This is a genomic window from Nocardia suismassiliense, from assembly GCF_900269665.1.
Taxonomy (GTDB): Bacteria; Actinomycetota; Actinomycetes; order Mycobacteriales; family Mycobacteriaceae; genus Nocardia; species Nocardia suismassiliense.
In genome coordinates this window covers 586,205-611,685 of the sequence record NZ_LT985361.1, presented here as the reverse complement: position 1 = coordinate 611,685, position 25,481 = coordinate 586,205, and the positions used below count along the sequence as shown (strand labels likewise).

Annotated in this window: 22 protein-coding genes; 17 read left to right on the top strand and 5 right to left on the bottom strand. The window is 67.4% G+C overall.

Going from position 1 to position 25,481, the window contains the following annotated elements; genetic code table 11:
* The first annotated feature begins 301 nt into the window (after positions 1 to 301).
* The 3 genes from DBO33_RS02695 to DBO33_RS02685 all read left to right on the top strand — a co-directional run bounded on the left by DBO33_RS02695 (position 302) and on the right by DBO33_RS02685 (position 2,840).
* Positions 302 to 1,009, top strand: coding sequence for a hypothetical protein (locus DBO33_RS02695; RefSeq protein WP_107653631.1), 708 nt, complete (start codon positions 302 to 304; stop codon positions 1,007 to 1,009).
* A gap of 206 nt (positions 1,010 to 1,215) precedes the next feature.
* Positions 1,216 to 1,923 carry a hypothetical protein gene (locus DBO33_RS02690; protein ID WP_107653630.1) on the top strand — a complete coding sequence of 236 codons (708 nt, stop codon included), beginning with the start codon at positions 1,216 to 1,218 and terminating at the stop codon, positions 1,921 to 1,923.
* Positions 1,924 to 2,129: 206 nt separating this feature from the next.
* Complete coding sequence (locus DBO33_RS02685) at positions 2,130 to 2,840, top strand: hypothetical protein (protein WP_107653629.1); 711 nt, start codon at positions 2,130 to 2,132, stop codon at positions 2,838 to 2,840.
* A gap of 185 nt (positions 2,841 to 3,025) precedes the next feature.
* On the opposite strand, the gene DBO33_RS02680 is transcribed toward DBO33_RS02685, so the two are convergent.
* A complete protein-coding gene (locus tag DBO33_RS02680; RefSeq protein WP_107653628.1) occupies positions 3,026 to 4,018 on the bottom strand; it encodes an alpha/beta hydrolase in 993 nt (330 codons plus the stop codon).
* Positions 4,019 to 4,255: 237 nt separating this feature from the next.
* Between DBO33_RS02680 and rfbA the strand changes: the two genes are divergently transcribed.
* Both rfbA and DBO33_RS02670 read left to right on the top strand, forming a co-directional pair.
* Positions 4,256 to 5,128: a glucose-1-phosphate thymidylyltransferase RfbA gene (gene rfbA / locus DBO33_RS02675; protein ID WP_107653627.1), complete on the top strand. Its 873-nt coding sequence runs from the start codon at positions 4,256 to 4,258 to the stop codon at positions 5,126 to 5,128.
* Between the two features lie 2 nt (positions 5,129 to 5,130).
* Entirely contained in the window at positions 5,131 to 5,679 is a 549-nt protein-coding gene (locus DBO33_RS02670) for a dTDP-4-dehydrorhamnose 3,5-epimerase family protein (protein WP_107653626.1), read from the top strand.
* 66 nt (positions 5,680 to 5,745) lie between these two features.
* Here the strand turns inward: DBO33_RS02670 and DBO33_RS02665 are convergent, their stop codons facing one another.
* Complete coding sequence (locus DBO33_RS02665; protein ID WP_199856520.1) at positions 5,746 to 7,209, bottom strand: MFS transporter; 1,464 nt, start codon at positions 7,207 to 7,209, stop codon at positions 5,746 to 5,748.
* 85 nt (positions 7,210 to 7,294) lie between these two features.
* Between DBO33_RS02665 and DBO33_RS02660 the strand changes: the two genes are divergently transcribed.
* Positions 7,295 to 7,720: a MarR family winged helix-turn-helix transcriptional regulator gene (locus DBO33_RS02660; RefSeq protein WP_107653624.1), complete on the top strand. Its 426-nt coding sequence runs from the start codon at positions 7,295 to 7,297 to the stop codon at positions 7,718 to 7,720.
* A 33-nt stretch (positions 7,721 to 7,753) separates the two neighbouring features.
* On the opposite strand, the gene DBO33_RS02655 is transcribed toward DBO33_RS02660, so the two are convergent.
* Entirely contained in the window at positions 7,754 to 8,635 is an 882-nt protein-coding gene (locus tag DBO33_RS02655; protein ID WP_107653623.1) for a helix-turn-helix domain-containing protein, read from the bottom strand.
* Between the two features lie 214 nt (positions 8,636 to 8,849).
* Positions 8,850 to 9,425, bottom strand: a complete 576-nt coding sequence (locus DBO33_RS02650) for a DUF4282 domain-containing protein (protein WP_107653622.1) — start codon at positions 9,423 to 9,425, stop codon at positions 8,850 to 8,852.
* A 313-nt stretch (positions 9,426 to 9,738) separates the two neighbouring features.
* Between DBO33_RS02650 and DBO33_RS02645 the strand changes: the two genes are divergently transcribed.
* The 3 genes from DBO33_RS02645 to DBO33_RS02635 all read left to right on the top strand — a co-directional run bounded on the left by DBO33_RS02645 (position 9,739) and on the right by DBO33_RS02635 (position 13,547).
* Entirely contained in the window at positions 9,739 to 10,221 is a 483-nt protein-coding gene (locus DBO33_RS02645) for a hypothetical protein (RefSeq protein ID WP_107659908.1), read from the top strand.
* Between the two features lie 264 nt (positions 10,222 to 10,485).
* Positions 10,486 to 12,672, top strand: coding sequence for a molybdopterin-dependent oxidoreductase (locus tag DBO33_RS02640; RefSeq protein WP_107653621.1), 2,187 nt, complete (start codon positions 10,486 to 10,488; stop codon positions 12,670 to 12,672).
* Positions 12,673 to 12,911: 239 nt separating this feature from the next.
* The gene (locus DBO33_RS02635) at positions 12,912 to 13,547 is read left to right on the top strand and encodes a pyridoxamine 5'-phosphate oxidase family protein (protein WP_107659907.1); all 636 of its coding nucleotides are present in this window, start codon (positions 12,912 to 12,914) and stop codon (positions 13,545 to 13,547) included.
* A gap of 18 nt (positions 13,548 to 13,565) precedes the next feature.
* On the opposite strand, the gene DBO33_RS02630 is transcribed toward DBO33_RS02635, so the two are convergent.
* Positions 13,566 to 14,021, bottom strand: coding sequence for a GtrA family protein (locus DBO33_RS02630; protein WP_107653620.1), 456 nt, complete (start codon positions 14,019 to 14,021; stop codon positions 13,566 to 13,568).
* A gap of 98 nt (positions 14,022 to 14,119) precedes the next feature.
* Between DBO33_RS02630 and DBO33_RS02625 the strand changes: the two genes are divergently transcribed.
* From DBO33_RS02625 to DBO33_RS02595, 8 genes are all read left to right on the top strand, one after another.
* Positions 14,120 to 15,601, top strand: a complete 1,482-nt coding sequence (locus DBO33_RS02625; protein WP_387712131.1) for an FAD-binding oxidoreductase — start codon at positions 14,120 to 14,122, stop codon at positions 15,599 to 15,601.
* Positions 15,598 to 16,377: a decaprenylphospho-beta-D-erythro-pentofuranosid-2-ulose 2-reductase gene (locus tag DBO33_RS02620; RefSeq protein ID WP_107653619.1), complete on the top strand. Its 780-nt coding sequence runs from the start codon at positions 15,598 to 15,600 to the stop codon at positions 16,375 to 16,377. The genes DBO33_RS02625 and DBO33_RS02620 overlap by 4 nt, the downstream gene beginning before the upstream one ends.
* A 275-nt stretch (positions 16,378 to 16,652) precedes the next feature.
* On the top strand, positions 16,653 to 18,680 hold the full coding sequence (locus DBO33_RS02615; protein ID WP_199856519.1) for an arabinofuranosyltransferase: 2,028 nt from the start codon (positions 16,653 to 16,655) through the stop codon (positions 18,678 to 18,680).
* A gap of 153 nt (positions 18,681 to 18,833) precedes the next feature.
* Complete coding sequence (locus DBO33_RS02610; RefSeq protein WP_107659904.1) at positions 18,834 to 20,702, top strand: glycosyl transferase; 1,869 nt, start codon at positions 18,834 to 18,836, stop codon at positions 20,700 to 20,702.
* 59 nt (positions 20,703 to 20,761) lie between these two features.
* Positions 20,762 to 24,199: an arabinosyltransferase domain-containing protein gene (locus tag DBO33_RS02605; protein ID WP_107653618.1), complete on the top strand. Its 3,438-nt coding sequence runs from the start codon at positions 20,762 to 20,764 to the stop codon at positions 24,197 to 24,199.
* Positions 24,200 to 24,337: 138 nt separating this feature from the next.
* Positions 24,338 to 24,499 (top strand): hypothetical protein, encoded by a 162-nt coding sequence (locus DBO33_RS43485; RefSeq protein WP_167768902.1) that lies wholly within the window; start codon positions 24,338 to 24,340, stop codon positions 24,497 to 24,499.
* A 263-nt stretch (positions 24,500 to 24,762) separates the two neighbouring features.
* Positions 24,763 to 25,002 carry a hypothetical protein gene (locus DBO33_RS02600; RefSeq protein ID WP_107653617.1) on the top strand — a complete coding sequence of 80 codons (240 nt, stop codon included), beginning with the start codon at positions 24,763 to 24,765 and terminating at the stop codon, positions 25,000 to 25,002.
* On the top strand, positions 24,999 to 25,439 hold the full coding sequence (locus DBO33_RS02595; RefSeq protein ID WP_107653616.1) for a type II toxin-antitoxin system VapC family toxin: 441 nt from the start codon (positions 24,999 to 25,001) through the stop codon (positions 25,437 to 25,439). Before DBO33_RS02600 ends, DBO33_RS02595 begins: the two co-directional genes overlap by 4 nt.
* Positions 25,440 to 25,481: the final 42 nt, after the last annotated feature.

Here is a 25,481-nt window from a genome sequence, read left to right as displayed (position 1 = left end):
CCGGTTAGGCACAGCGTGATCGATTCGAGATAGGCGCGCTCGAACGATCGAACTAGCCCATGCCGCCAGAGTTGCGCTCTGTGACCTTCGTCTCTTACTCTTCAGTAGAAGTCGGACATCCAGTCCTGTTTACAGCCCAAAACCGCACTTAGAGTGTGCATTTCCGAAACCCCACCATGCGACGAGTCTCTTTGGTGAACAAAATTTGAATAAAAGGTCACAACCCGTTCACCACTCGTTGGCTGGTCTAGATTTCGATCGTCTAGTCCCCTCCGAACGCTTCACATTGAGGTTCCACCACATGCTGATGAGGAAATTCGCCGTGTCTTCGGCGCTGCTGATCGCCGCGCTCGGCGTGACTGCGGGCACCGTCAACGCGGCCCCCGCTGCCGATCAGAAGGTGATCAACTACACCGCCACCGGCACCGACACCCAGTCCATTCTCTCGATCGACCAGGGCTCGATCGAGGTCGAAGACGGCGCCCTCAAGATCAAGGACGCGGCCGGCACCACCGTCGCGGGCACCCCGCTCGTCATGCGCGTCGACGACTTCGAGTTCCCGATCGCCGCGGACATCTCCGACCGCACCGCGACCCTGACCCCGCAGCTCGACATGGCGCACGCGACCTACAAGCCCGTCGCCCTGCCCTACGAGGACAAGGCGCCCTGGAAGACCGAGTACGACCGTGAGCAGGCCGCCTGGTCGCGCATGACCTCCACCATCTCCATGGGCGCCACCATCGGCACCCTCGTCGGCGGCCTCGGCGGCGCCGCGATCGGTTGCGTGCTCGGCGGCGCCGCAGGCCTCGTCCTCACCGGTGCCCTCTCCGCCATGCTCGGCGCCCCGGTCGGTTTCATCGGTGGTTGCATTGCCGGCTTCCTCGCCATGGGTGCCGTCGGCACTCTCCTGGGTCAGATTTTCGTGACGGCTCCCGTCGCGATCGGCGCGGCCATTCAGTACTTCACCACCATCAACGCCCCGTTCGTCCCCCCGGCCCCGGCCAAGTAGATACGTCCGTGCCCAGCTGAAGCTGGCCTGGCACAACTGAATTCACCCAACTGAATTGCAACCGAACACCGAGCCAGGAACCCCTGCCCCCGGCGCACCGCCGGGGGCAGGGGTTCCTGAGGACCGCGCCCAGGTTACTGAAAGTTCGTGAGATCAGTTGCCGGCCGTTTCACTCACTCAACGCACCCGATGAGGAACCAAAGCACATGCGTATCACCAAGTTTGCCGCCACCTCCGCACTACTGATCGCCGCGCTCGGCGTGACTGCGGGCACCGTCAACGCGGCCCCCGCTGCCGATCAGAAGGTGATCAACTACACCGCCACCGGCACCGACACCCAGTCCATTCTCTCGATCGACCAGGGCTCGATCGAGGTCGAAGACGGCGCCCTCAAGATCAAGGACGCGGCCGGCACCACCGTCGCGGGCACCCCGCTCGTCATGCGCGTCGACGACTTCGAGTTCCCGATCGCCGCGGACATCTCCGACCGCACCGCGACCCTGACCCCGCAGCTCGACATGGCGCACGCGACCTACAAGCCCGTCGCCCTGCCCTACGAGGACAAGGCGCCCTGGAAGACCGAGTACGACCGTGAGCAGGCCGCCTGGTCGCGCATGACCTCCACCATCTCCATGGGCGCCACCATCGGCACCCTCGTCGGCGGCCTCGGCGGCGCCGCGATCGGTTGCGTGCTCGGCGGCGCCGCAGGCCTCGTCCTCACCGGTGCCCTCTCCGCCATGCTCGGCGCCCCGGTCGGTTTCATCGGTGGTTGCATTGCCGGCTTCCTCGCCATGGGTGCCGTCGGCACTCTCCTGGGTCAGATTTTCGTGACGGCTCCCGTCGCGATCGGCGCGGCCATTCAGTACTTCACCACCATCAACGCCCCGTTCGTCCCCCCGGCCCCGGCCAAGTAGATACGTCCGTGCCCAGCTGAAGCTGGCCTGGCACAACTGAATTCACCCAACTGAATTGCAACCGAACACCGAGCCAGGAACCCCTGCCCCCGGCGCACCGCCGGGGGCAGGGGTTCCTGAGGACCGCGCCCAGGTTACTGAAAGTTCGTGAGATCAGTTGCCGGCCGTTTCACTCACTCAACGCACCCGATGAGGAACCAAAGCACATGCGTATCACCAAGTTTGCCGCCACCTCCGCACTACTGATCGCCGCGCTCGGCGTGACTGCGGGCACCGTCAACGCGGCCCCCGCTGCCGATCAGAAGGTGATCAACTACACCGCCACCGGCACCGACACCCAGTCCATTCTCTCGATCGACCAGGGCTCGATCGAGGTCGAAGACGGCGCCCTCAAGATCAAGGACGCGGCCGGCACCACCGTCGCGGGCACCCCGCTCGTCATGCGCGTCGACGACTTCGAGTTCCCGATCGCCGCGGACATCTCCGACCGCACCGCGACCCTGACCCCGCAGCTCGACATGGCGCACGCGACCTACAAGCCCGTCGCCCTGCCCTACGAGGACAAGGCGCCCTGGAAGACCGAGTACGACCGTGAGCAGGCCGCCTGGTCGCGCATGACCTCCCCCATCTCCATGGGCGCCACCATCGGCACCCTCGTCGGCGGCCTCGGCGGCGCCGCGATCGGTTGCGTGCTCGGCGGCGCCGCAGGCCTCGTCCTCACCGGTGCCCTCTCCGCCATGCTCGGCGCCCCCGCAGGTTTCATCGGCGGCTGCATCGCCGGCTTCCTCGCCATCGGCGCTCTCGGCACCCTGCTCGGCCAGGTCTTCGTGACCGCTCCCGTCGCCATCGGCGCAGCCATTCAGTACTTCACCACCATCAACGCCCCCTTCGTTCCCCCGGCCGCGCCTGCCAAGTAGGCAACGCGCACAACCGAATACGAAGCAAAACCCCGCTCGGCCATTGCCGGGCGGGGTTTTTCGTGTCCGTGCATCCGTTCGGTCGTTGCGTGGCGCGAATTCGCTTGCTGCCGAACTGGCCCCGGCATGCGCGAGCCCCGTCCCGGCCACAGCGGAACGGGGCTCGCCTGGACAGGCCGGCCGGCTTACGCCGTCCGCGCCTGTTGGCCTTCCTCGATCCGAGCCCGGACGAAGCGTGACACCCTGGCCAGGGCCGCACGGCTCTCCGGCAGGCTCGGCGCGATGCTCATGAACGCGTGCACTTGGCCGCGCCAGAGCTCCACCGCGTTCGGCACGCCTGCCGCGGTGAGCCGCTGTGCCATCAGTTCGCAGTCGTACCGGAGCACCTCGTCTTCGGCGGCGATCAGCAGCACCGGCGGCAGGCCCGCCAGGAGCCCGTTGACCGGGGACAGCAGCGGGTCGAGTTTGCCGTCGATCTCCGCGCCGATGCGGACGACGGCTTCCAGCGCGAGCAGCGGGATGTACGGATCTTTGCGCACATTCATGTGGGTTCGCTTCGCCGCGTAATCCAGGTCGAGCAATGGACTCAGTCCGACCAGTCCGGCGGGGGTGGGCAGGCCCTCCTCGATGGCGCGCAGTGCGGTGGCGAAGGCCAGGTAGCCGCCCGCCGAGTCACCGGAGAAGACGATCCGGCGGGCGTCCGCGCCGTGGCGCAGCAGCCAGCGGTAGGCGGTGAGACAGTCATCGACCGAGTTGGTGATGCGCTTGCTCGGCAACTGCCGATAGTCGACGTTCACCACGGGCAGGCCGGTGCGCCGCGCCAGGCTCGCCGCGACCGGCCGGTGGGTACGCAACCCGCAGACCGCGAATCCGCCGCCGTGCATGTACAGCAGGGCACCGTGCCGCAGTGCCCTGGCCGCGCCCGCGGGCCGCACGATCTCCATCCGGAAACCGTTGAGCGACACCTGCTCCCGATCGATCCCTTGCGGCTCCGGCCGCAACCTGGCGAGCGTGTCGATCGCCAGCGCGCCGATCGGGATGGTCGCGCGGGTGATCGGTGCGGCGCGCAACGCGGGCCGGACCACGCCGAGGCAGGCCGCCAGGACCAGACGCGCGGGGGCACTCAGATTTTCCGGATTCATGACAGTGGCTGACTCGCCGACCCTGGTCGCTGCCATCGCGCACCTACCTCACCAACTGGCGCGCCGAGCCACGACCGAGCGGTCCCAGGCAAGCTGTCGGCGCTGACATCTCACACAGTGTTGTTTCAGAACACCATGCATTGTGTGACCTAAGCAACAGAATCGCTGAACCGACCGCTCCGGAAACCGCGAACGCCGATTCCGTAATCAATTCGACGAGCACTCGGAACCTCGCCGACGCTTGGCCAGGGCCGAACTGGCAGACTCCTGGTCATGCGGGGAATTATCTTGGCGGGTGGTACCGGCTCCCGGTTACATCCGATCACACGCGGGGTCAGCAAGCAGCTGGTCCCGGTCTACGACAAGCCCATGGTCTACTACCCGCTGTCCACGCTGATGCTCGCAGGCATCCGCGACATCCTGGTCATCACCACGCCCGAGGACGCCGACGCGTTCGGCAGGCTGCTCGGCGACGGCGCGCAGTTCGGCCTCTCGATCAGCTACGTGGTGCAACCCGAGCCGGACGGCCTGGCCCGCGCCTTCGTGCTCGGCGCCGACCACATCGGCACCGACAACGCGGCACTGGTGCTCGGCGACAACATCTTTCACGGCCCCGGACTCGGCACCAGCCTGAACCGCTTCGCCGGGATCGACGGCGGCGCGGTGTTCGCCTACTGGGTATCGGACCCGACCGCGTACGGCGTGGTCGAGTTCACCGAAGGGCGCGCGGTGTCCATCGAGGAGAAGCCGAAGACCCCGCGCTCGAACTACGCCATCCCGGGGCTGTACTTCTACGACAACGACGTGGTCGAGATCGCGCGCACGCTGCAGCCGTCCGCACGTGGCGAATACGAGATCACCGACATCAATCGGGCCTACCTGGAACAGGATCGGCTCCGGGTCGACGTGCTCGCGCGCGGCACGGCCTGGCTGGACACCGGCACCTTCGACTCACTGCTCGACGCCGCCAACTACGTGCGCACCATCGAGGAGCGGCAGGGTCTCAAGATCGGCGTGCCGGAGGAGGTGGCCTGGCGGATGGGCTACATCGACGACGAACAGCTGTGCAAGCTGGCCGAGCCGCTGACCCGCTCCGGTTACGGCAGCTACCTGCTCGACATCCTCGAACGCGGCCGGGACTGGTGAGCATGGAGTTCCGGGAGCTCGACGTCCCCGGCGCCTGGGTGATCACCCCGCGCCAGCTCGGCGACGGTCGCGGCATGTTTCTCGAGGGATTCAAGGCCTCGGAGTTCGAGAAGGTGACGGGCCGGCCGTTCGATCTGCGGCAGGTGAACTGCTCGGTTTCCGCCGCCGGTGTACTGCGCGGCATCCACTACACCGAGGATCCGCCGGGGCAGGCGAAATACGTAACCTGTGTGCGCGGTGCGTTTCTCGACGTGGTCGTCGACCTGCGCCCGGGCTCACCCACCTACGGGCGCTGGGACAGCGTGCTGCTCGACGATGTCGACCGGCGCTCGATGTTCCTGTCCGAGGGCCTCGGCCACGCGATCCTCTCGCTGGAGGACAACTCCACCGTCACCTATCTGTGCTCGCTGGAGTACACGCCCGAATTCGACAGGGACATCGACGCTTTCGATCCGCGACTCGGCATCGACTGGCCGACGGTCGGCCGCGACGGTAGCCCGCTGACCTTCATCCGCTCGGCCAAAGACACTGCCGCACCGCCGTTTTCCTGAGTAGCACGAAGCAGGCCGGCACCACCTCGCGGTGGCACCGGCCTGCTTCGTATCGGCTGTCGGAGGTCAGCCGACGAGCTCGAGCTCCGGTTCCGGCGCCCGCTCGACCTGCTTGGTGCGTTTCACGAAGAAGGCCGAAAGGGCAACCAGCGCACCGGCGATGGAGACGGCCGCGGCGAAGATCAGGCCGGGACGGTAGGTGTCCAGCATCGCGGTGGGCGAGGTGTCACCGTGGCTGCCCGACGCGATGATCGCGGTGGTCACGGCGAGCACGATGGCCGCACCCACCTGCATCGAGGTCTGCAGCACGCCCGCCGCGAGACCTTGCTCGTCGTCGTCGATCCCGTTGGTCGCCTGAATGTTGATGGCGGGGAAGCCGACCCAGCCGATGCCGATCAGCATGATCGCGGGCAGCAGCATCGTCCAGTACGACGGGGCGGTGTCCAGTCGCAGGAACATCAGGTAGCCGACGGCCATCACGGCCATGGTGACGCCGATGATCGGGCCGGTGCCGAACCGGTCGACCAGCTTGTCGGAGAACACCGCGGACAACGCGACCATCAGACCGACCGGCAGCAGCGCCATCGACAGCTTCAGCGGCGACCAGCCCAGGGTGTCCTGCATGTACAGGGTCACGATGAACTGCCAGCTGAAGTAGGAACCGGCCACCGCGACGATCGCCAAGCTGGCGCGCACCAGCGAGACCTTGCGCAGAATGCCGAGCCGGACCAGCGGGTGCTTGACCCGCTTCTCCACCGCGACGAAGCCGGCGAACAAGACCAGCACCGCGGCGAACGAACCGAGGGTGCGTGCGGACACCCAGCCCGCTTCCGGCGCCGTGACGACGGTGTAGACCAGCAGCAGCATCGCGGAGGTGGACAGCAGCGCGCCGAACAGGTCGTGGCCGCCTTCCTCGGCGGGCTTGTCCTTCGGCACCAGCACCCACGCGGCGGCCAGCGCGGCCAGCGCGATCGGGACCGGCAGCAGGAAGGTCCAGCGCCAGCCGACCCCGGTCATCAGGCCACCGAACAGGAGGCCGGACGAGTAGCCGCCCGCGCCGAACACGGTGTAGATGGACAGCGCCTTGTTACGGGCCGGGCCCTCGGCGAAGTTGGTGGTGATGATCGACAGTCCGGTCGGCGCGGTGAACGCGGCGGCCAGGCCCTTGATGAATCGGGTGAGGATGAGCAGCGGTCCGGAGCTGACCAGGCCACCGGCCAGCGAGGCGACGGCGAAGACGGCCAGTGCGATCAGGAAGACCTTGCGGCGCCCGAACAGGTCGGCGGTGCGTCCACCGAGCAGCAGCAGGCCGCCGTAGCCGAGGATGTAGCCGCTGACCAGCCACTGCAGGGTGGAGGTCGAGAGATCCAATTCATTGCCGATGGACGGCAGTGCCACGCCGATCATCGAGACGTCGAGGCCATCGAGGAACAGCACGATGCACAGCGTGATCAGCATGCCCCAAAGCCGGGTAGTCCATACATTCGCGTCGGTCGCGGAGGCGGCCGCCGGGGTTGCCGGTGAAGTCATGCGGGGTACGTTACATGCGCACGCATTAAATGCCAACACATTTAATGCAGTTGCATGAATACCGGAGGACCACTAGGATGGGGCCATGTCGAACCCGTCGGCAATCGAGACAGCCCGGCGCACCGTCGCGCCGACCGGGCTGGTTGGCGAGTGGCGAGAGCTGCTCGACCGGCATGCGGCGGTGAGTTGCGCACTGGAAAAAGCGCTACAGGGCCAGCATCAGATCGGATTGAGCGAGTTCGAGACGCTGGACCGGCTGGTCGACGCCAACTGTGGCGACTATCGAATGAGCGACCTGGCCAACGACATCTACCTGAGCCAAAGCGCGCTCTCGCGTGCCGTGGCCCGGCTGGAACGCGACGGCCTGGTCTCCCGCACCATGTGCCCCGAGGACCGGCGCGCCGTGTTCGTCTGCCTCACCGAGAAGGGCCGCGAGGTATACGAGCAGGCACTGCCCACCCACCGCGCGGTGCTGAGCGACACCTGGCGCTCGCCCGGTCGAAAGTGCTGAGACCCAGCCGAAATTGCTGAGGCACAACGAACTTCAGACAGCGCAGCTCTCACGCGCCGCTTCGATGCCGTCGCGTGCGTCCACCGCCACCACCCCCAGGCTCGCGAAAGCCCTTCGGTACCGGTCGATGTCGTTCTCCTTGTCCAGGTAGACCGGTCCGGTGAACGCCTCGACGTAGACCACCGGCGGCTCGGGCTGCTCACCGACGCGCAACTCGGGGAATTCGAGCATGACGAACCGGCCCGAGTCCATGCCCTCGTGGTAGCCGGAATCCGGTGGCACCACCCGGATTCGCACGTTGGGCAGGTCGCACATCTGCCGCAGGTGCGCCAGCTGCCCGGCCGCCACCTCGGCCCCGCCGATGCGGCGCCACAGCACACTTTCGCTGATCACCGCGTCGAGCTGCAACGGCGCGTCGACCCGGGTGACCAAGGCCTGCCGGGCCATTCGCAACTGCACCCGGCGATCGATCTCGCTCGCGGACATGTCGGGACGCGCGGCGGCCAGCATCGCCCGCGTGTACGCCTCGGTCTGCAACAGGCCGGGCACCAGCTCGTTCTCGTAGGTCGACAGCCGGGAGGCGGCCTCCTCGAGGCCGATGTAGACCTCGAAACCCTCGGCGATGACGTCACCGTAGGCGGTCCACCACCCCCGCGCCTTGGTCTCCCGCGCCAAGGCGGTGAGCGGACCGATCAGATCGGACGGTGCGCCGTAGACCTTGCACATCGCCTCGACATCGAGGCTGCGCAAAGAGGTTTGGCCCGTCTCGATCCGCCAGATCTTGGCCTCCGACCATTCCAGCTGCTGAGCCGCCGTCCTGGTGGTCATCCGGGCGCGATTGCGCAGATCACGTAAGTGCCGCCCCAGCTGACGCCGCGGCATCGTCGATCCAGTGGTCCCCTGCGGTAAAGCCATAGTTGTTCCCCCCTCGTTGCCGTGCGCCGGCCGCACTGCCGAACCCCTCACGAGTTCGCCATTGTGACCATCCCTACCAGATGCTGTCGTCGGAACATCGGCATCCAAACAGCATTGTTTCACAGCAAAACGGACAAAGGTCACGATGGGTGTCGCAGCTAGGCCGGTGGCAAAACAACGCCAAACACCCTGCGCCGGGCGCGATTCGACGCGTCTACCTGCGCGAGCCGCCCTTGCGGAAGCGCCAGAACTGCACGGCGCGAACGTCTTCGGAGAGCTGATTGACCGGTTCGGCGACGTCGGACAGCGCCTGGAACAAATCGTCGGCCAGCTCGCTGATGTGCTCCACCCTGGTCGCCAATCGGGAGGCGTTCACCAGGAACTCCAGCATCAGGCGCACCGCGGCCGCGATGGTCAGCCCCAACGGAATTCCGATCACCGCGGCGAGCACCCCCAGCACCGCGGAGACCCGCCACATGAGTACTGTCAGCGCGATCGGAACGGCGCAGGCGAACACCAGACCGAGGATGTAGGCCAGCGGCAGCAGCGTTCGTGTGGCGGGCCGCCGGAACTGCACATCGAGCAAGCCACGCGCCGCCTCGACACTCCACTGGCCGAAGGCGCGCGGGCTCTCGAACGGCTCGGCCGGTTGCTCCTCCTCGATGACAGCGGCGCGGGAGAACCGGCGGGCCGCTGATGCTTTCCAAGTGATCCACCGCGATTCGGCTTCGTACCCTTCCGGGTCGGGCGGCTCGGTCCCCTTGCCCGCGCCGGTGGACTCATCGCTCATGGTCGGAATCCTCCCTGCAATCCGACATCCGAGCCAGCCGGAGAAGTAGCGCAGACCACATCAGTCCCATCATCCTCAGCGGTCTCGCAGTAATGGCACAGCGAAAGGACAGGTCAGCGACTCAAAGTAGCCGGGGGGCAACAAAATTTGCGAAGTTCGAGCAACGTCATAGCAATTTGCTTTCAAGGGCACCTGAAAGAGACGTAGCCAACACTGGCAAAGAAGTTTCGAAGATCGCGTAACGCTGCGGACAGCTGGCACCGATACGACCCATGAATGCAGGACCCAGATCTACCGGGGAATGGAGAGAACAGTGCGCACCACGTTTCCGACTTCCGTCTCGGCGGCCGCTATGACCGCCGCTGCGCAGGACTACACCCAGCGCGGATGGACGGTCGCAGAAACGGCCAACGGTCTCTGCCTGATCACCGATGACGACCTTTCGGCCATCGAGGTCAGCGGCGAGCTGGCCGGCGAGGTTCGCCGCTTTTTGCGGGCGAACAACCTTTCCGGCCCGGTCATCGAACTGCCCGGCGCGGAGCGTCGCGAGATCCACCTGGTCACCGGCGTCCGCAAGGCCGCCATGGCGCTCGAGGCGCTGACCGCCGCGGGTGCCATCGTGCACACCGACGGCGCGACCGTCCCGCTGCCGCCGACCCACCTGCTGGCCGGTTCGGCCTGCTGGGGTGTCGCCCCGGGCGAGGCCCGCTGGGTTCCGCCGGTGGTCGCGATCAGCGCCGCCGTCCGGGCCGCGACCGCGCAGAAGCGCGATCAGCTCACCAGCGTCGCCTGCTAGAGGTTTGAACGACGGCCGGGTGACCCCCCGGCCACTACGACCGATATCCGATTCGCGTCGACAGCCCCGGCGCTCCGGTATCGGTCGTTCTGCTTCCAGCAGTCGCTCGGTCGATACGAGGGGTGCCGTCGCCGCCCCTGGACACCCGCACCATGTCTTCGATGTGCGAAGTCGAGGTAGCGGGTATCGGTCGTTGTAGCCGCCACCCGCGTCGCATATCCCGTGTTCTCTTTGCAGACCGGCGACAGCGCGGGAGGATGTGGCATGGCCTCGATCACTGATTCACGCAACCTGTTGCGCACCTGCCCGCTCTGCGAGGCGGTGTGCGGACTCGAACTCACCCTCGATTCCGATGATCATGTGACCTCGGTCCGCGGCGACAAGCAGGACCCCTTCAGCAAGGGATTCATCTGCCCCAAGGGGGCGAGCTTCGGCCATCTCGACGAGGACCCGGATCGGGTGACCGAGCCGATGATTCGCGACCGGGCCACCGATACGTGGCGCACCGCCTCGTGGAACGAGGCCTTCGATCTGATCGCGGAACGCTTTCCCGCGGTGGTCGCCGAACACGGAAAACAGGCGGCGGCAGCCTATTTGGGCAACCCGAACGCACACACCGTCGCTGGGGCGCTCTATGTACCCGTGCTGCTGCGCGCATTGAGTACCAAAAACCTTTTCTCGGCGAGTACCGCCGACCAGATGCCCAAGCAGGTGGCCAGCGGGCTGATGTTCGGCGATCCGCTCACGGTGCCGGTCCCGGATCTGGATCGCACCGACTACCTGCTGATGCTCGGCGCGAATCCGCTGGAGTCGAACGGGTCACTGTGCACCGCACCGGATTTCCCCGGGCGGTTGAAGGCGTTGCAGCGCCGCGGCGGCCGGTTCGTGGTGGTGGACCCGCGGGTCACCCGTACCGCGAAGCTGGCCGACGAGCATCTGTTCATCCGGCCGGGCAGCGACGCGTACCTGCTGTTCGGCATCGTGCACACGCTGTTCGCCGAGCAGCTCACCGACCTGCGGGTCGAGGTCGCCGGGCTCGACGAACTGCGCACGGCCGCAGCGGCCTTCAGCCCGGACTCGGTGGCGGTACGCACCGGGGTGCCCGCGGCGACGGTGATCCGCCTCGCGCGCGAGCTCGCGGCCGCGCCGACCGCGGCGGTGTACGCCAGGATCGGCACCTGCACAGCGGAGTTCGGCACCATCACCCAGTGGCTCGTCGATGCGATCAACGCGTTGACCGGCAACCTGGACTCGCCGGGCGGGGCGATGTTCGCCACCGCGGCGGCGGGCAGTATCTCGCGCAGCAGGCCGTTCCGGCTCGGCCGCTGGGCCAGCCGGGTGCGCGGGCTGCCCGAGGCGATGGGTGAACTGCCGGTCGCGACGCTGGCCGACGAGATCCTCACCCCGGGCGAGGGGCAGATCCGCGCGCTGGTGACGGTCGCGGGCAACCCGGTGCTCTCCGCGCCGAGCGGCGCCCGGCTGGACGCCGCCTTCGCCCAGCTCGACTTCATGGTCAGCGTGGACCGCTACCGCAACGAAACCACCAGGCACGCCGACGTGATCCTGCCGCCGCCGCGCCCGGTGCAGTCACCGCACTACGACTTCGCCCTGCTGCAGTTCGCGGTGCACAACTACGCCCGCTACTCCCGGCCGTTGGTGCCGCTCGGCGATCGCCCGTCGGAGTCGGGGGTGCTGGCGCGCCTGGCCGCGGCGGTCTCGGGCATGCCGCACGAGGGCGCCGACGGGGTGGACCCGCTCACCGGGGTGGACGAACTGATCATGGCGGGCATGCTGCAGAAAGCCGGAATGGCGGACCGGCGCGGTGAATTGGTCGGCAACGACACCACCGAGCAGCGTCTCGACCTGATGCTTCGCCTCGGGCCGTACGGCGAATGGAACGGCGGCACGCTGAATCTGCAAGTGCTGCTCGACAATCCGCACGGCATCGACCTCGGGCCGTTGCGGCCGAAGCTGCCCGGCGTGCTGCGCACCGAGTCGAAGAAGGTGGACCTCGCCCCGCCGCAGCTGCTCGACGACGTGGCCAGGATGCGGGCCAGGCTGGCCGACACCGCGCCGGACGTGGTGCTGATCGGGCGCCGGCAGCTGCGGTCCAACAACAGCTGGATGCACAACATCGGCCAGCTGGTGAGCGGGTCGAATCGCTGCACGCTGCATATCAATCCGGCCGATGTGGCGCGGCTCGGGCTCGGCGAGCACGCGGTGGTGAAGTCGGCGGCGGGCACGCTGACGGTGCCGCTGGAGCCGACCGAGACGATCATGCCCGGCGTGGTGAGCCTGCCGCACGGCTGGGGCCACACCGACAGCACGCAGACGGTCGCGCGGGCACACGCGGGTGTCAATGCCAATGTGCTGACCGATGATTCGGTGGTCGACGTGCCCTCCGGCAACGCGGTCTTCAACGGTGTCCCGGTGACCCTGAACCCGGCGTGACACGCGTCCGGAAACCCTCTCCCGCACGTCGACCCGGCCGACCGAGCATTCCGGCCGGTCGGCTTGTAGCTAAGTTTCGGAATCCCTTGCGCTAACTACGCATTCGGTGCATTCTCAACGTTGATTTCGTAGTTTTGCCAGGCCGAACGGACTTAACATGGACAGGATTTCGGTTTAGTCGCGGGCTCAACGCCGAACCCTCGCAGGATCCGGATTCCGGCTACCAAAGGGTGACGAAGATGCCCAGTACGCAGTGCGGCAGCGACGGCGAGCACGAGCTACAGGAGCGGTACGGCACACAGGACAGAGCGGCGCGTTTCTACCACGACCAGGTGCTCGAGCAACTCAATCCCACGATGATCGAGTTCATCGGGCGGATGGACATGGCCTTCATCGCCACCTCGGACAAACACGGCGAGTGCGACTCGACGTTCCGGGCGGGCGAACCCGGCTTTCTGCACGTCATCGACGAACGCACGATTGCGTATCCCGAATACCGCGGCAACGGGGTGCTGGCCAGCCTCGGCAACATTCTGGAGAACCCGCACGTAGGCATCCTGCTAATCGATTTCGTGCGCGACCTGATCGGCCTGCACATCAACGGCTCGGCCCGGATCATCCCCGACGCAACCTTGCGCAACGCGGTATCCGGCCTGCCGGAGAACCTCAAGGGCCGCACCGCCGAACGCTGGGTGGTGGTCGACGTCGAAGAGGCCTACATCCACTGCCGCAAGCACATTCCGCACCTGGTCCCCGCCGACCGCGAACGCCGCGACTGGGGCACCGACAATGTGCGCGCCAAGGGCGGCGACTACTTCGGCGCCAAAGCACAGAGTGGCGACCGGGTCGAGGTGGCCGCGCTGGTCACCCGCTGATCGAGCCGTCCCGCGGGGCTAGTGGATCTTGAAGATCACCAGGCGCTGCACGACGAAGTTGATCACGGTGGCGGTGCCCTGGGCGACGACGAAGGCCAGCAGCTGACGCCAGACGGCGTCGGGCAGGGCTTCGTAGAGCACCGCGTTGATACCCACCTGGACGGCGAAGGTGACCGCGTAGAGGATCACCACGGCGACGAACCGGGCCCGGCTCGGCGCCGCCTGGAAGGTCCATCGGCGGGTGATCAGGGAGGCCGTGGTGGTGCCCGCGATGAAACTGAGCGACTTCGCCGCCTCGCGCGGCAGCCCGAGCACGTTGAACAGCGGGCTGTACAGCCCGAAGTCGACGACCGCCGACAGCCCGCCGGTCAGCGTGAACCGGACGATCTGGGTCTTCAGGTCGACGTCGGTACCGCCCGGCTCGTCGACCAGCGGCAGCTCGGCCGGGAGCGGCAGGTGGGGTTCGGCATGCACGCGACGAGCGTAGCGGTCGCCAAAACGATATGTAGATCACTACTCCTGAGTAAGAGACCTCGACCGGATGTCCGGTCATACCTGTAGCCTCTATCCCGATGTCCACGAAAGCTCCGACCGCCACCACGACAACCGGTAACGAGAGCGGCACCACCGTCACAAACGATGGGGCCGACGCCGGGAACGCGTTCGCATTGCCGACGCACACCCGCACGTTGACCGGGTGGGGTCGCACCGCACCAACCTCATCCGAAGTGCTCTCGACCAGCGATCCAGAACTGATCGCCAAGGCCGTCGCCATGGTCGCCGAGGACAACGACACCAAGCCACCGCACCTGCGCCGCGGCATCATCGCGCGCGGGCTCGGGCGCTCCTACGGCGACCACGCGCAGAACGCCGGCGGGCTGGTCGTCGATATGACGGCGCTGAACCATATCCACCGGATCGACCGCGATACGCGGATCGTCGACGTGGACGGTGGCGTCAGCCTGGACCAGCTCATGAAGGCGGCGCTGCCGTTCGGGCTCTGGGTCCCAGTGCTACCGGGCACCCGTCAGGTGACGATCGGCGGCGCCATCGCCTCCGACATCCACGGTAAGAACCATCACAGCGAGGGCAGCTTCGGCAACCACGTGCGCTCGATCGATCTGCTGACCGCCGATGGGCAGGTGCAGCACATCACCCCGAAGCGCAACGCCAAGCTGTTCTGGGCGACCGTCGGCGGCAACGGCCTCACCGGCATCATCCTGCGCGCGACCATCGAGATGACGCCCACCGAGTCGGCGTACTTCCTCAACGACGGCGTGAAGACCACCACGCTCGACGAGACCATCGCGGCACACAGCGACGGCAGCGAAGCGAACTACACCTACTCGAGCGCGTGGTTCGACGTGATCAGCCCGCTGCCGAAGCTCGGCCGGGCCACCATCACCCGTGGCCGCCTGGCCAAGGTGGACGAGCTGCCCAAGCGGCTGCGCAAGAAGCCGCTGAAATTCGATGCGCCGCAACTGATGACGGTCCCCGACATCTTCCCGAACTGGACCATGAACAAGCTCACGCTGCGGTCCATCGGCGAGGCGTACTACGCCATGGGTGGCAACTACACCGGCAAGGTGCAGAACCTCACGCAGTTCTATCACCCGCTGGACATGATCGCGGAATGGAACCGTGGCTACGGTTCCAACGGATTCCTGCAGTACCAGTTCGTGGTGCCGACCGAGGCGGTCGAGGAGTTCAAGCGGATCATCATCGATATCCAGGGGTCCGGGCACTACTCGGCGCTCAACGTGTTCAAGCTGTTCGGCGCGAGCAACCCGGCGCCGCTGAGCTTCCCGATGCCGGGCTGGAACATCTGCGTCGACTTCCCGATCAAGCCGGGCCTGAACGAGCTGGTCAGCGAGCTGGACCGGCGGGTGCTGGAGTTCGGCGGCAGGCTGTACACCGCGAAGGACTCGCGGACCACCGCGGAGACGTTCCACCAGATGTACCCGCGGATCGACGAGTGGATCAAGATCCGCCGAAGCGTCGATCCCACAGGCGTTTTCATGTCCGATATGGCGAGAAGGCTGGAGCTGCAGTGATCAATGCCGTAGGAAACCCGCAGGCCATCCTGCTGCTCGGCGGGACCTCCGAAATCGGCCTGGCGATCTGCGCGGAATACCTGAAGAAGGGCCCCGCGCGCATCGTGCTCGCCGCGCTGCCCAACGATCCGCTGCGGGACGAGGCGGTCGCGCAGATGAAGGCGGCCGGCGCGAGCCAGGTCGACGTCATCGACTTCGACGCCCTCGATACCGACAGCCACCCGAAGGTGATCGACGCGGCGTGGGACGGCGGCGACGTCGATGTCGCCATCGTCGCGTTCGGGCTGCTCGGCAATGCCGAGGAGCTGTGGCAGGACCAGCGCAAGGCCGTGCAGATCGCCGGAATCAACTACACCGCCGCGGTGTCGGTCGGCGTGCTGATCGGCGAGAAGATGAAGGCGCAGGGCTACGGCCGGATCATCGCCATGTCCTCGGCGGCCGGTGAGCGGGTGCGCCGCTCGAACTTCGTCTACGGCTCGACCAAGGCCGGCCTGGACGGGTTCTACCTCGGCCTCGGCGAGGCGCTGCGGCCGTTCGGCCCGCGCGTGCTGGTCATCCGGCCCGGTCAGGTGCGCACCAAGACCACCATCGACGCGTGGGCCTCGGCGGGCGTCAAGGAGGCTCCGCTCACCGTCGACAAGGAAGACGTTGCGGCGCTTGCCGTCTCGGCTTCCCAGCGGGGCAAGGAACTGATCTGGGCGCCCGGCGCCTTCCGCTACGTGATGATGATCCTGCGGCACATCCCGCGCCCGATCTTCCGCAAGCTGCCCATCTGAGTTTTGCTTCGAGCCGCACCTCGATCCGATCCCGCATCCGGTACGCGGGTCGGCGAGGTGCGGTTTTCGTTTCGCCACGACCGGCACGTGTTGCCGCATCCGAAGCCGGACCTGGCAGCATGATCGCCGATCCCCCGCACGCTCTCGATCCGAGACCGTGCGGCGCCGACGCGAATGCTCAGCCCGAGTGAACCCGGAGATGCCATGCGAGTAATCCGAGAAGGCCGCACCGGCACGGCGTGCCTGCCGCACGTCGAGGCCGCCGGAGTGGGCCGATGACGGCCACGGTCGCCGAGCGGAACGAAGCACCTGCTCCCATCGGTGGGCGAGGTTCATTGCTGCTCAGGCACATCGGGACCGGGGTCGGCGAAGCGCTGCTGGCCGCGGTGGTCGCGATCGTGGTGACCGCGGTCGGGCTCGTGGCGTTTTCGATGGTGCAGTGGCCTGCGTTCAACTCCTCCAACGTGACTCGGGCACTGACGACGGTGGGGCAGGTCGTCGCCGCGGTCTTCGTGGTCGCGGCGATCGCGCTGGTTCGACGCGGACAGCGACAGGGCCAGTGGTTCACTCAGCCGTGGGTCGCGAAACTGCTGTCTTGGGTGGGTATTTCGACGTTCGTCACGTTCACCCTCGGCATGCCGTTGGCGGCGACCAAGCTGTATCTGTTCGGTGTCTCGGTGGATCAAGAGTTCCGTACCGAATACCTGACCCGCCTCACCGATTCGGCCGCACTGCACGACATGACCTATGCGGATCTGCCGCCGTTCTATCCGGCGGGCTGGTTCTGGATCGGCGGACGTGTCGCGAACGTGCTCGGCATGGACGGCTGGGAGGCGTTCAAGCCTTATGCGATCGGGTCGATCGCGGTGGCGGCGGTGATCTCGCTCGTGCTGTGGTCCAAGCTGATTCGCGCGGACTGGGCGATCGCGGTCACGGCGGCGGTTACCGCGCTCGCGGTGGCCTACGCCGCGCCGGAGGCGTACAGCTCGGTGATCGTCATTCTGTTGCCGCCCGCACTGGTGCTCGCGTGGGGAGCGCTGCACCGGCCGGAGGAACCGACCGCGCGCGGCACCGCTGGTGGCTGGGGCGCGGTGGTCGGCACCGGACTCTTCCTCGGTGTGGCGGCGAGCTTCTACACCCTCTACTTCGGCGTCGCGGCGTTCGCCGTCGGCCTGATGGGTCTGGTGGCGGCGTGGCTCGCGGTGCGGGAACGTCGGCTCGCCGGTCATCCCCGGCGGGTTCGCACCGCCGAAGGCGCGGCGCGTCCGGTGTGGCGGGCGGCCGTCCCGCCGCTGGTACGGCTGGTGGTGATCGCCGCGATCGCCGCGGTGGTCGCGTTGATCGTGTGGCTGCCGATCCTTGTGAAGGCGATGGACGCGGTGCCGACGAGGTCCGGTTCGGCGTTCCACTACCTGCCGGAGGGCGGTGCCGAGCTGGCGTTCCCGATGGCGGAGTTCTCGTTGCGTGGCGCGCTGTGCCTGGTCGGGCTGGTCTGGCTGGTGGTGCGCGCGGCCTCGTCGCGGCGGGCGCAGGCGCTCGGCATCGGTGTGGTGGCGATCTACCTGTGGACGCTGCTGTCGATGACGGCCACCGCGGCAGGCACCACGCTGCTGTCGTTCCGGCTGGAGCCGGTCCTGCTGGTACTGCTCGCGGCGGCGGGCGCGTTCGGCTTCGTCGAGGGTGCCAGGGCCATCTACCAGGCGATCGGCGAGCCGAGCCGGTTCCGGCTCGCGGCGGTGGCCGTCGCTATCGTCGGCGCACTCGCGTTCACCCAGCACATCCCGCACATCCTGGCGCCGGAGATCACCACCGCGTACACCGACACCGACGGTAACGGCGACCGTGCGGATCAACGCCCCCCCTCGGCCGTCTGGCACTACCGGGCGGTGGACGCGGCACTCACCGCGCAGACCGGCCGCCCGCGCTCGGACACGGTGGTCCTCACCGCCGATACCAGCTTCCTGTCCTTCTACCCGTACTACGGCTTCCAGGCGCTCACCTCGCACTACGCCAACCCGCTCGCCGACTTCGCCGGCCGGGCCGCGACCATCGAGGGCTGGAGCAAGCTGAAGTCCTCCGGTGCACTGCTGGACGCCTTGGCCGCCTGCCCGTGGCGTGCTCCGGATGCCTTTTTGTTCCGGCGCAGTGATGATGCCTACACCTTGCGTCTCGCCAAGGACGTCTACCCGAACGACCCCAACGTGGAGCGCTACACCGTCGCCTTCCCCAAGGAACTCTTCGCCGACCCGCGCTTCACGACTACCGACATCGGCCCGTTCACCCTGGTCACTCTCCGTCGATAGCGCGGCTCCGCACCGAACATCGCAGAAGCGCGTCCCAACCTGCGCGTCTGCGATGTTCCGTGCGTCCGTCAGCCCCCGTTGCCAGGCACAACACAGCGTGTTCGGTTACCGTGGGCGGCTGAGTTAGAGCTAGCTAGTAGGAGAAGTTTGCAGGTGGAACGGGCAGAGCAAGTCGATCTGGGCAGTCTGGACGGGTCGGCGGTCGGGGTCGCGGATAGGAAATCCAACGCGACCGGAGTGCTCACCAAGGGCCCGTCGGCTCCGGTTCGGCGACGAAGACTCGCCCGCCTCCGGATCAACCGGTTCGACCTGTTCGCCGGCCTCGGCTACCTCGCGCTGGCCGTCCTGGTCCTGTCCGGGCAGTGGCGCAATACACAGAGCGGATACCTGATCAAGAGTGGTCAGGACCAGACGATGTGGGAGTGGTTCTTCGCGGTCACCGCGCACTCGGTGGCGAATCTGGAGAACCCGCTCGGCACGAACCTGCAGAACTTCCCCGCCGGGGTGAACATGATGGCCAACACGGCCATGTTCGGGGTCGGGGTGCCGTTCACGCCGATCACCCTGCTGTTCGGGCCGACGGTGACCTTCGTGCTCGTGCTCACCCTCGGCCTGGCCGCGACCGCGCTCGGCTGGTACTGGCTGTTCTCCAGGGAGCTGGTCGAATCGAAGTTCGCGGCGAGCCTCGGCGGCCTGTTCTGCGGCTTCGCGCCCGCGATGATCTCGCACGCCAACGCCCACCCCAATTTCGTTGTGCTGGTGCTTCTTCCGGTCATCGCGGGACACCTGATCCGGATGGCGCGGCGGGCCGATACGGCGGGAATGCGCAGTCGGATCCGGGATGCCGTCGTGCTCGGTCTGCTCGTCGCCATGCAGATCGCGCTCGGCGAGGAGCCGCTGCTGATCTTCGCGCTGTCGTTCGGGCTGTTCGCGCTCGTGTACTACCTGCACGCGCCGCGGCTGGGGCTGCGCGCGCTGCGCCGGGTCACGCCGACGGTGCTGCTCGCGGCGGTGCTCACCCTGGTGCTCACCGTGATACCGCTGTGGTGGCAGTTCTTCGGGCCGCAGAGTTACCGCTCGATCGATCACGGGCCGATGGTCAACGACCTGAAGGCGATCGTGCAGTTCCCCTCCGAATCGCTGGGCGGAGTGTTCTCACCGGGTCAGTACGTGGCGATCAACGAGACCGAGCAGAACGCCTACTTCGGCTGGCCGCTGCTGCTGCTGGTCGCCGCCACCGCCGCGCTGCTGTGGCGTGATCGACTGGTGCGCGCCGCGGGCGCGGTGATCGTGGTGTTCGGCGTGCTGTCGCTGGGTGCGGTCGCCATGCTGGGCAAGCGGAGCACCGGCGTCGAATTGCCGTGGCGCTGGGCCGAAAAGGTCCCACTGCTCAACACGGTGCTGGAGTCCCGGCTCACCATGGCGGCGATTCCCGCCATCGCGGTGATCCTCGCGCTGGCGACCGATCGGGCGGTCCGGGCCTGGCGCGAGTCGCCGGTCGACTGGCGGCCGCTGGCCTGGTTCGGCACGCTCGCGTGCGCGTTGCTGCCGCTGGTGCCGACGGTGCTGCCGGTGATCGAGCGCGCGCCGACGCCGGAGTTCTTCGCCGGCGGTGCGGTGCGCGAGTACGTGCGCGACGGGTCGGTGGTCATGGTGCCGCCGCCGCGCCCGGCCGACGCGCGGGCGTTGCGCTGGCAGGCCGACGCGGGTTTCGACTTCCCGCTGGCCGGCGGGTACTTCGTCGGACCGACCGGGACGCAGAAGAAGGGCATCTACGGCCCGGAGATGCGCCCGACCACCGCGCTGCTCGTGCAGGCGCAGGACACCGGGGTGGTGCCGCCGATCGGCGACGAGGAACGCGCGCAGCTGCTGAACGACCTGAACTTCTGGCAGGCCGACGTGCTGGTGCTGCCCGCGACCGCGAACGGCGACACGCTGTCCGCCACCGTGACGCGGCTGCTCGGCTTCGGGCCGACCCGGGTGGACGACGTGTGGGTTTGGAACGTTCGCGCGCTGCGCTGAGCGCCGGTAACAGTGGTGATCACCGGGTCCGGCCCCGCGGGTAGCTAGCATCAACCCCCGTGCGACCGGACCGATCAACTCGAGCGTTCACCCGTTACCGCCTGATCGCCCTCGTCTCCGGGTTCCTGGGATTCGTGCTGGCGCTGCTGACACCGCTGTTGCCGGTGCGGCAGGACCAGGCCACGCTGGACTGGCCACAGGCCGGGGTCAGCAGCGTCGAGGCGCCGCTGGTGTCGTATCAGCCGCTGCGGCTGACCACGACGCTGCCGTGCTCGGTCATCCAGGCGGTGGGCACGGGCACGGTGGTGTCCACCGTGCCGGTCGCCTCGGGCCAGGCCGCGAGCAAGGGACTGGTCGTCTCGGTCGCCGACGACACGCTGTCGGTGGTGCTGCGCGACGTCCCGCTGCTCTCCGCGCCGGTCGCGGAGATCACCGCAGCGGGCTGCACGGCACTCACCGTCGACTCGACCGCCGCCGCGACGACCACCGAGATCACCGGCGCGTCCCGGCAGGACGGAACCCCCTTCCGCAACACCGTGACTCGCGACATCCGCCCGCAGGTGGTCGGGGCGTTCACCGATCTGGCGGCCGGTCGGCTGGACGGTGCCCGGTTGCACGCCGACATCGACTCCCGGTTCTCCTCGTCACCGTCGGTGCTGAAGCTGGCCGCGATCATCGCGGCCGTGCTGTGCAGCCTCATCGCACTGATCGCGCTGCACCTGCTGGACACCAGCGACCGGCGCCGGGCCCGCCGGTTCCTGCCCGCGCACTGGTGGCGGTTCACCGCGACCGACGGCGTAGTGCTCGGCACGCTCGGGCTATGGCACTTCATCGGCGCCAACACCTCCGACGACGGCTACATCCTGAACATGGCGCGAGCCTCCGGGCACGCCGGGTACATGGCCAACTACTACCGCTGGTTCGCGGTACCCGAGGCGCCGTTCGGCTGGTCGTACGAGGTGCTCGCCTGGATGACCCGGATCTCCGACGCCAGTCCGTGGATGCGGCTGCCCGCCGTGCTCGCGGGCGTGGTCTGCTGGCTGGTGATCAGCCGGGAAGTGTTGCCGCGCCTGGGTGCTCGGGTGCGGCGGAACAAGGTCGCGCTGTGGACCGCCGGGCTGGTGTTCCTCGCGTTCTGGCTGCCTTATGACAACGGGCTGCGGCCCGAGCCGCTGATCGCGGCGGGCGCGCTGCTCACTTGGTGCTCGATCGAACGGGCCATTGCCACCGGACGGCTGCTGCCCGCCGCGGTCGCGGTGTTGATCGCGGGGTTCTCGCTGGCCGCCGGGCCGACCGGGCTCATCTGCATCGCGGCGTTGATCGCGGGGTCGCGGCCGGTGTTGCAGATCATCATCAAGCGGGCGCGCGGGGTGGTGCCTGCGGTAGGCGGTGGCGTGGCCGAAAGCCCGACCGGCGCAATGGCGCTCGGCGCGGAGGCCGGCACCTCCGAAAGCTCGGGCACTGCGTCCACGGATTCGGGGACCGTAGCGACCGACAATGCGGCCGAGAACCACAGTGGGACTACGAAGTCCGGAGCACACGAGTCCACGCGCCGTCCCTCTTGGGCGACAACGCTTTTCCGCTACCTCGCGCTGCTCGCACCGGGCCTGTCCGCCGGAACCCTCGTGCTGGTAGTGGTTTTCGCCGATCAGACCCTGTCCACCGTGCTGGAAGCCACCCGGGTGCGCACCATCGTCGGCCCGAACGTGGCCTGGTTCGATGAACGCACACGGTGGGATTCGCTGCTGATGCTCTCCCCGGACGGGTCGCTGGCGCGGCGGTTCGGTGTGCTGGTCATGCTGCTGTGCCTGCTGGTCTGCGTGTTGCAGGTGCTGCGCAAGGGCCGCATCCCCGGCACCTCGCGGGGGCCGTCGGTGCGGATCCTCGGCATCGTCTTCGCGTCGCTGGTCCTGATGATGTTCACGCCGACCAAGTGGACGCACCACTTCGGTGTGTACGCCGGCTTGGCCGGATCGCTGGCCGCGCTCGCGGCGGTCGCGGTGGGCAGCGAGGGAATTCGCTCACCGCGCAACCGGGCGCTGTTCGCGGCGGCGGTGCTCTTCCTGCTCGCGATCACCTTCACCGGGTCGAACGGCTGGTGGTATGTGTCCAGCTACGGGGTGCCGTGGTGGGACAAGGCGCCACTGTTCGCGGGCAAGGGCTTCTCCACGCTGTTCCTGGGGCTCAGCGGAGTCGCGCTGGTGGTCGCCGTCTGGCTGCACTATCGGGAGCCGTACCGCGAGGCACGTACGGCGCCTAAACGATTCGATCGATTCGCGACCGCTCCGCTGACCATCGCCGCTGCGGTCCTGGTGTTGTTCGAGGTGATGTCGCTGGCGAAAGCGGCGGTCGCGCAGTACCCCGCGTACTCGGTCGCCAAGTCGAATCTCCAGTCGCTGAAGGGTGATCCGTGCGCGCTGGCCAACGAAGTACTGGTGGAGACGGACACCGCCAACTCGCTGCTGCTCCCCTACTCGGGTTCGCCCGCCGATGGATTGGCTGCTGAGTCAAAAGGATTCACGCCCAACGGTGTCGCGAGCGACCTCACCGCCGACGCGGATGAAACCGTGGCAGGCGGGGCGAACTCGGTGAACTCCGACGCCAAGAACAAAACAACCAAGACCACCGGGGCGGGCACCGGCGGCGGCACCACCACGCAAACCGGCATCAACGGCAGCACGGTCGCCTTGCCGTTCGGCCTGGACCCGGCCACCACGCCGATCATGGGCAGCTTTCAAGAGGACGAGCAGCAGCAGGCCTCGCTGACCTCTCAGTGGTACCGCCTCGACCTGGCCGACAGCATGCGCCACGACCCCGCCTACCAGGTGCTCACGATCACCGCGGCGGGCCGGATCAGGCATGTCGACGCCGACGGTGTGGTGACCTACGGGCAGGAACTGCATCTCGAGTACGGCGTGCGCGAGGCGGACGGTTCGGTGCGCAAGCTCGGCACGGTCGATCCGATCGATATCGGGCCCGCGCCGTCCTGGCGAAACTTGCGGGTGCCGCTGGACCAGCTGCCGATCGAGGCGAACGCGGTGCGGCTGGTCGCGGTGGACAACGACATCACGCCGAAGCAGTGGCTCGCCGTCACCCCGCCCCGGCTGCCCAAGCTGGCCCCGCTGAATTCCGTTGTCGGCTCAGCTGATCCGGTGCTGCTCGACTGGCACGTCGGGCTCGCCTTCCCGTGCCAGCGTCCGTTCAACCATCGTGACGGTGTCGCCGAGGTGCCGAACTGGCGCATCCTGCCCGACCGGGTCGGCTCCGACGCGTCCAACGCCTGGCAGGACGATATCGGCGGCGGGCCGCTCGGCTGGACCGGACTGCTGCTGAAGTCGGAAACCATCCCCAGCTACCTCGCGCACGACTGGTCGCGGGACTGGGGTTCGCTGGAGAAGTTCACCCCCTACGACCCGCAGGCCGAACCGGCGCGCATCGGCGTCACCGTCGAAACCCGCGCCGGATTAGCCAAGGACGATCCGATCCGGGTGCGCTAGGCCGGCAGCCGCGCGCGACACCGAACCAGCCGGTTCGGTGTTGCGCCGGCGCAAAGATGTCGTAAACAGACCGGTTGGAAGCCTATTTCGCCGCACGATCGCAGGACGAAACCCACATAAATCCGTAATCTGTGCAGTATGACGTCGACCTTCGACCACATGGATCTGCGCGATCTCGTCGGTCTCCTCACCGCAGAAGAACAGCGCGAACTGCGTCCCGCAGTCCTGCGCGTACTAGACCGCCTCCCCGCCCAGGAGGTCCTCCGCCGCGAACTCGGTCTGCGTATGACCAAGGTCTGAGCAACCCCCCGGCACTGAACCGGCGCGAAGCGATCCATACCGCGCACTCCACGGTATGTCGATGCCGCGCAACACAATCGGAGTCCCGACCCCCAAGGTTTGACTCGCCGACGGATTGTGCCTGACCGAACTGCGACAAAGTCTCGAACCGGTCATCCGCACCATCCAACCGGCTCCACCAACTCACTGTCGGCCTTGCCGTAGGCCGGGGCGGCTACGACAATGAGCAGGCACACCAAGTTGACGAGCGATAGTCTTTCATCATGACCGCGGCATTCGATGACATGGACTTGCCCGCGCTTGTCCGGCTATTGACCGAGGACGAGCAAAGGGACCTCCGACCCGTTGTGCTGCGCTTGGTCGCCAGCCATGGGCGCCCTACTGAACAGCATCCGACCACCCCTGCACGCCGCCTGTCCTTCAGCGGAACAGTCGAGGCCGCACCGGACTTTGCCACCACGGCACAGGAAGTTCTCCGGCGCGAACTCGGCGGCGGAGCGTGATCGTTTGCGATACCGGGCCGCTGCTGGCGATCGCGAACAGCAAGGACAGCGAGCACCAGTCCTGTACGGCAGCGCTCGTCGACGAACCCGGCCCACTGATCGTTCCAGCGACCATCGTGACCGAGGTCTGCTACATGCTCGCCAAGCATGGACCACAAGCTGAGGCACAGTTCCTGCGAGCCCTGGCGGCAGAAGAACTTCAGGTCGAACCACTGACCTCGTCGGACTTCGGGCGGATGGCGGAATTGGTGATTCAGTACGGCAGCTTCCCGCTCGGAGCGGCTGACGCATCGGTCGTCGCAGTCGCCGAACGACTCGGGGTATCCACCGTGGCTACCCTCGACCACCGCCACTTCCGGCAGGTCGTTCCGAAGCATTGCGCGGCCTTCACCCTTATCCCAGGCGAAGAGCAGTTGGCTCGGCACCAGCGACGCTAGTCACCAGCGCCGTCTGGCCGTCGGAACAAACGATCACAGGCC

Coding starts and splice junctions, on each gene's coding strand:
- DBO33_RS02695 (WP_107653631.1), top strand. CDS start 302: ATGCTGATGAGGAAATTCGCCGTGTCTTCGGCGCTGCTGATCGCCGCG.
- DBO33_RS02690 (WP_107653630.1), top strand. CDS start 1,216: ATGCGTATCACCAAGTTTGCCGCCACCTCCGCACTACTGATCGCCGCG.
- DBO33_RS02685 (WP_107653629.1), top strand. CDS start 2,130: ATGCGTATCACCAAGTTTGCCGCCACCTCCGCACTACTGATCGCCGCG.
- DBO33_RS02680 (WP_107653628.1), bottom strand. CDS start 4,018: ATGGCAGCGACCAGGGTCGGCGAGTCAGCCACTGTCATGAATCCGGAA.
- rfbA (WP_107653627.1), top strand. CDS start 4,256: ATGCGGGGAATTATCTTGGCGGGTGGTACCGGCTCCCGGTTACATCCG.
- DBO33_RS02670 (WP_107653626.1), top strand. CDS start 5,131: ATGGAGTTCCGGGAGCTCGACGTCCCCGGCGCCTGGGTGATCACCCCG.
- DBO33_RS02665 (WP_199856520.1), bottom strand. CDS start 7,209: ATGACTTCACCGGCAACCCCGGCGGCCGCCTCCGCGACCGACGCGAAT.
- DBO33_RS02660 (WP_107653624.1), top strand. CDS start 7,295: ATGTCGAACCCGTCGGCAATCGAGACAGCCCGGCGCACCGTCGCGCCG.
- DBO33_RS02655 (WP_107653623.1), bottom strand. CDS start 8,635: ATGGCTTTACCGCAGGGGACCACTGGATCGACGATGCCGCGGCGTCAG.
- DBO33_RS02650 (WP_107653622.1), bottom strand. CDS start 9,425: ATGAGCGATGAGTCCACCGGCGCGGGCAAGGGGACCGAGCCGCCCGAC.
- DBO33_RS02640 (WP_107653621.1), top strand. CDS start 10,486: ATGGCCTCGATCACTGATTCACGCAACCTGTTGCGCACCTGCCCGCTC.
- DBO33_RS02635 (WP_107659907.1), top strand. CDS start 12,912: ATGCCCAGTACGCAGTGCGGCAGCGACGGCGAGCACGAGCTACAGGAG.
- DBO33_RS02625 (WP_387712131.1), top strand. CDS start 14,120: ATGTCCACGAAAGCTCCGACCGCCACCACGACAACCGGTAACGAGAGC.
- DBO33_RS02615 (WP_199856519.1), top strand. CDS start 16,653: ATGACGGCCACGGTCGCCGAGCGGAACGAAGCACCTGCTCCCATCGGT.
- DBO33_RS43485 (WP_167768902.1), top strand. CDS start 24,338: ATGACGTCGACCTTCGACCACATGGATCTGCGCGATCTCGTCGGTCTC.
- DBO33_RS02600 (WP_107653617.1), top strand. CDS start 24,763: ATGACCGCGGCATTCGATGACATGGACTTGCCCGCGCTTGTCCGGCTA.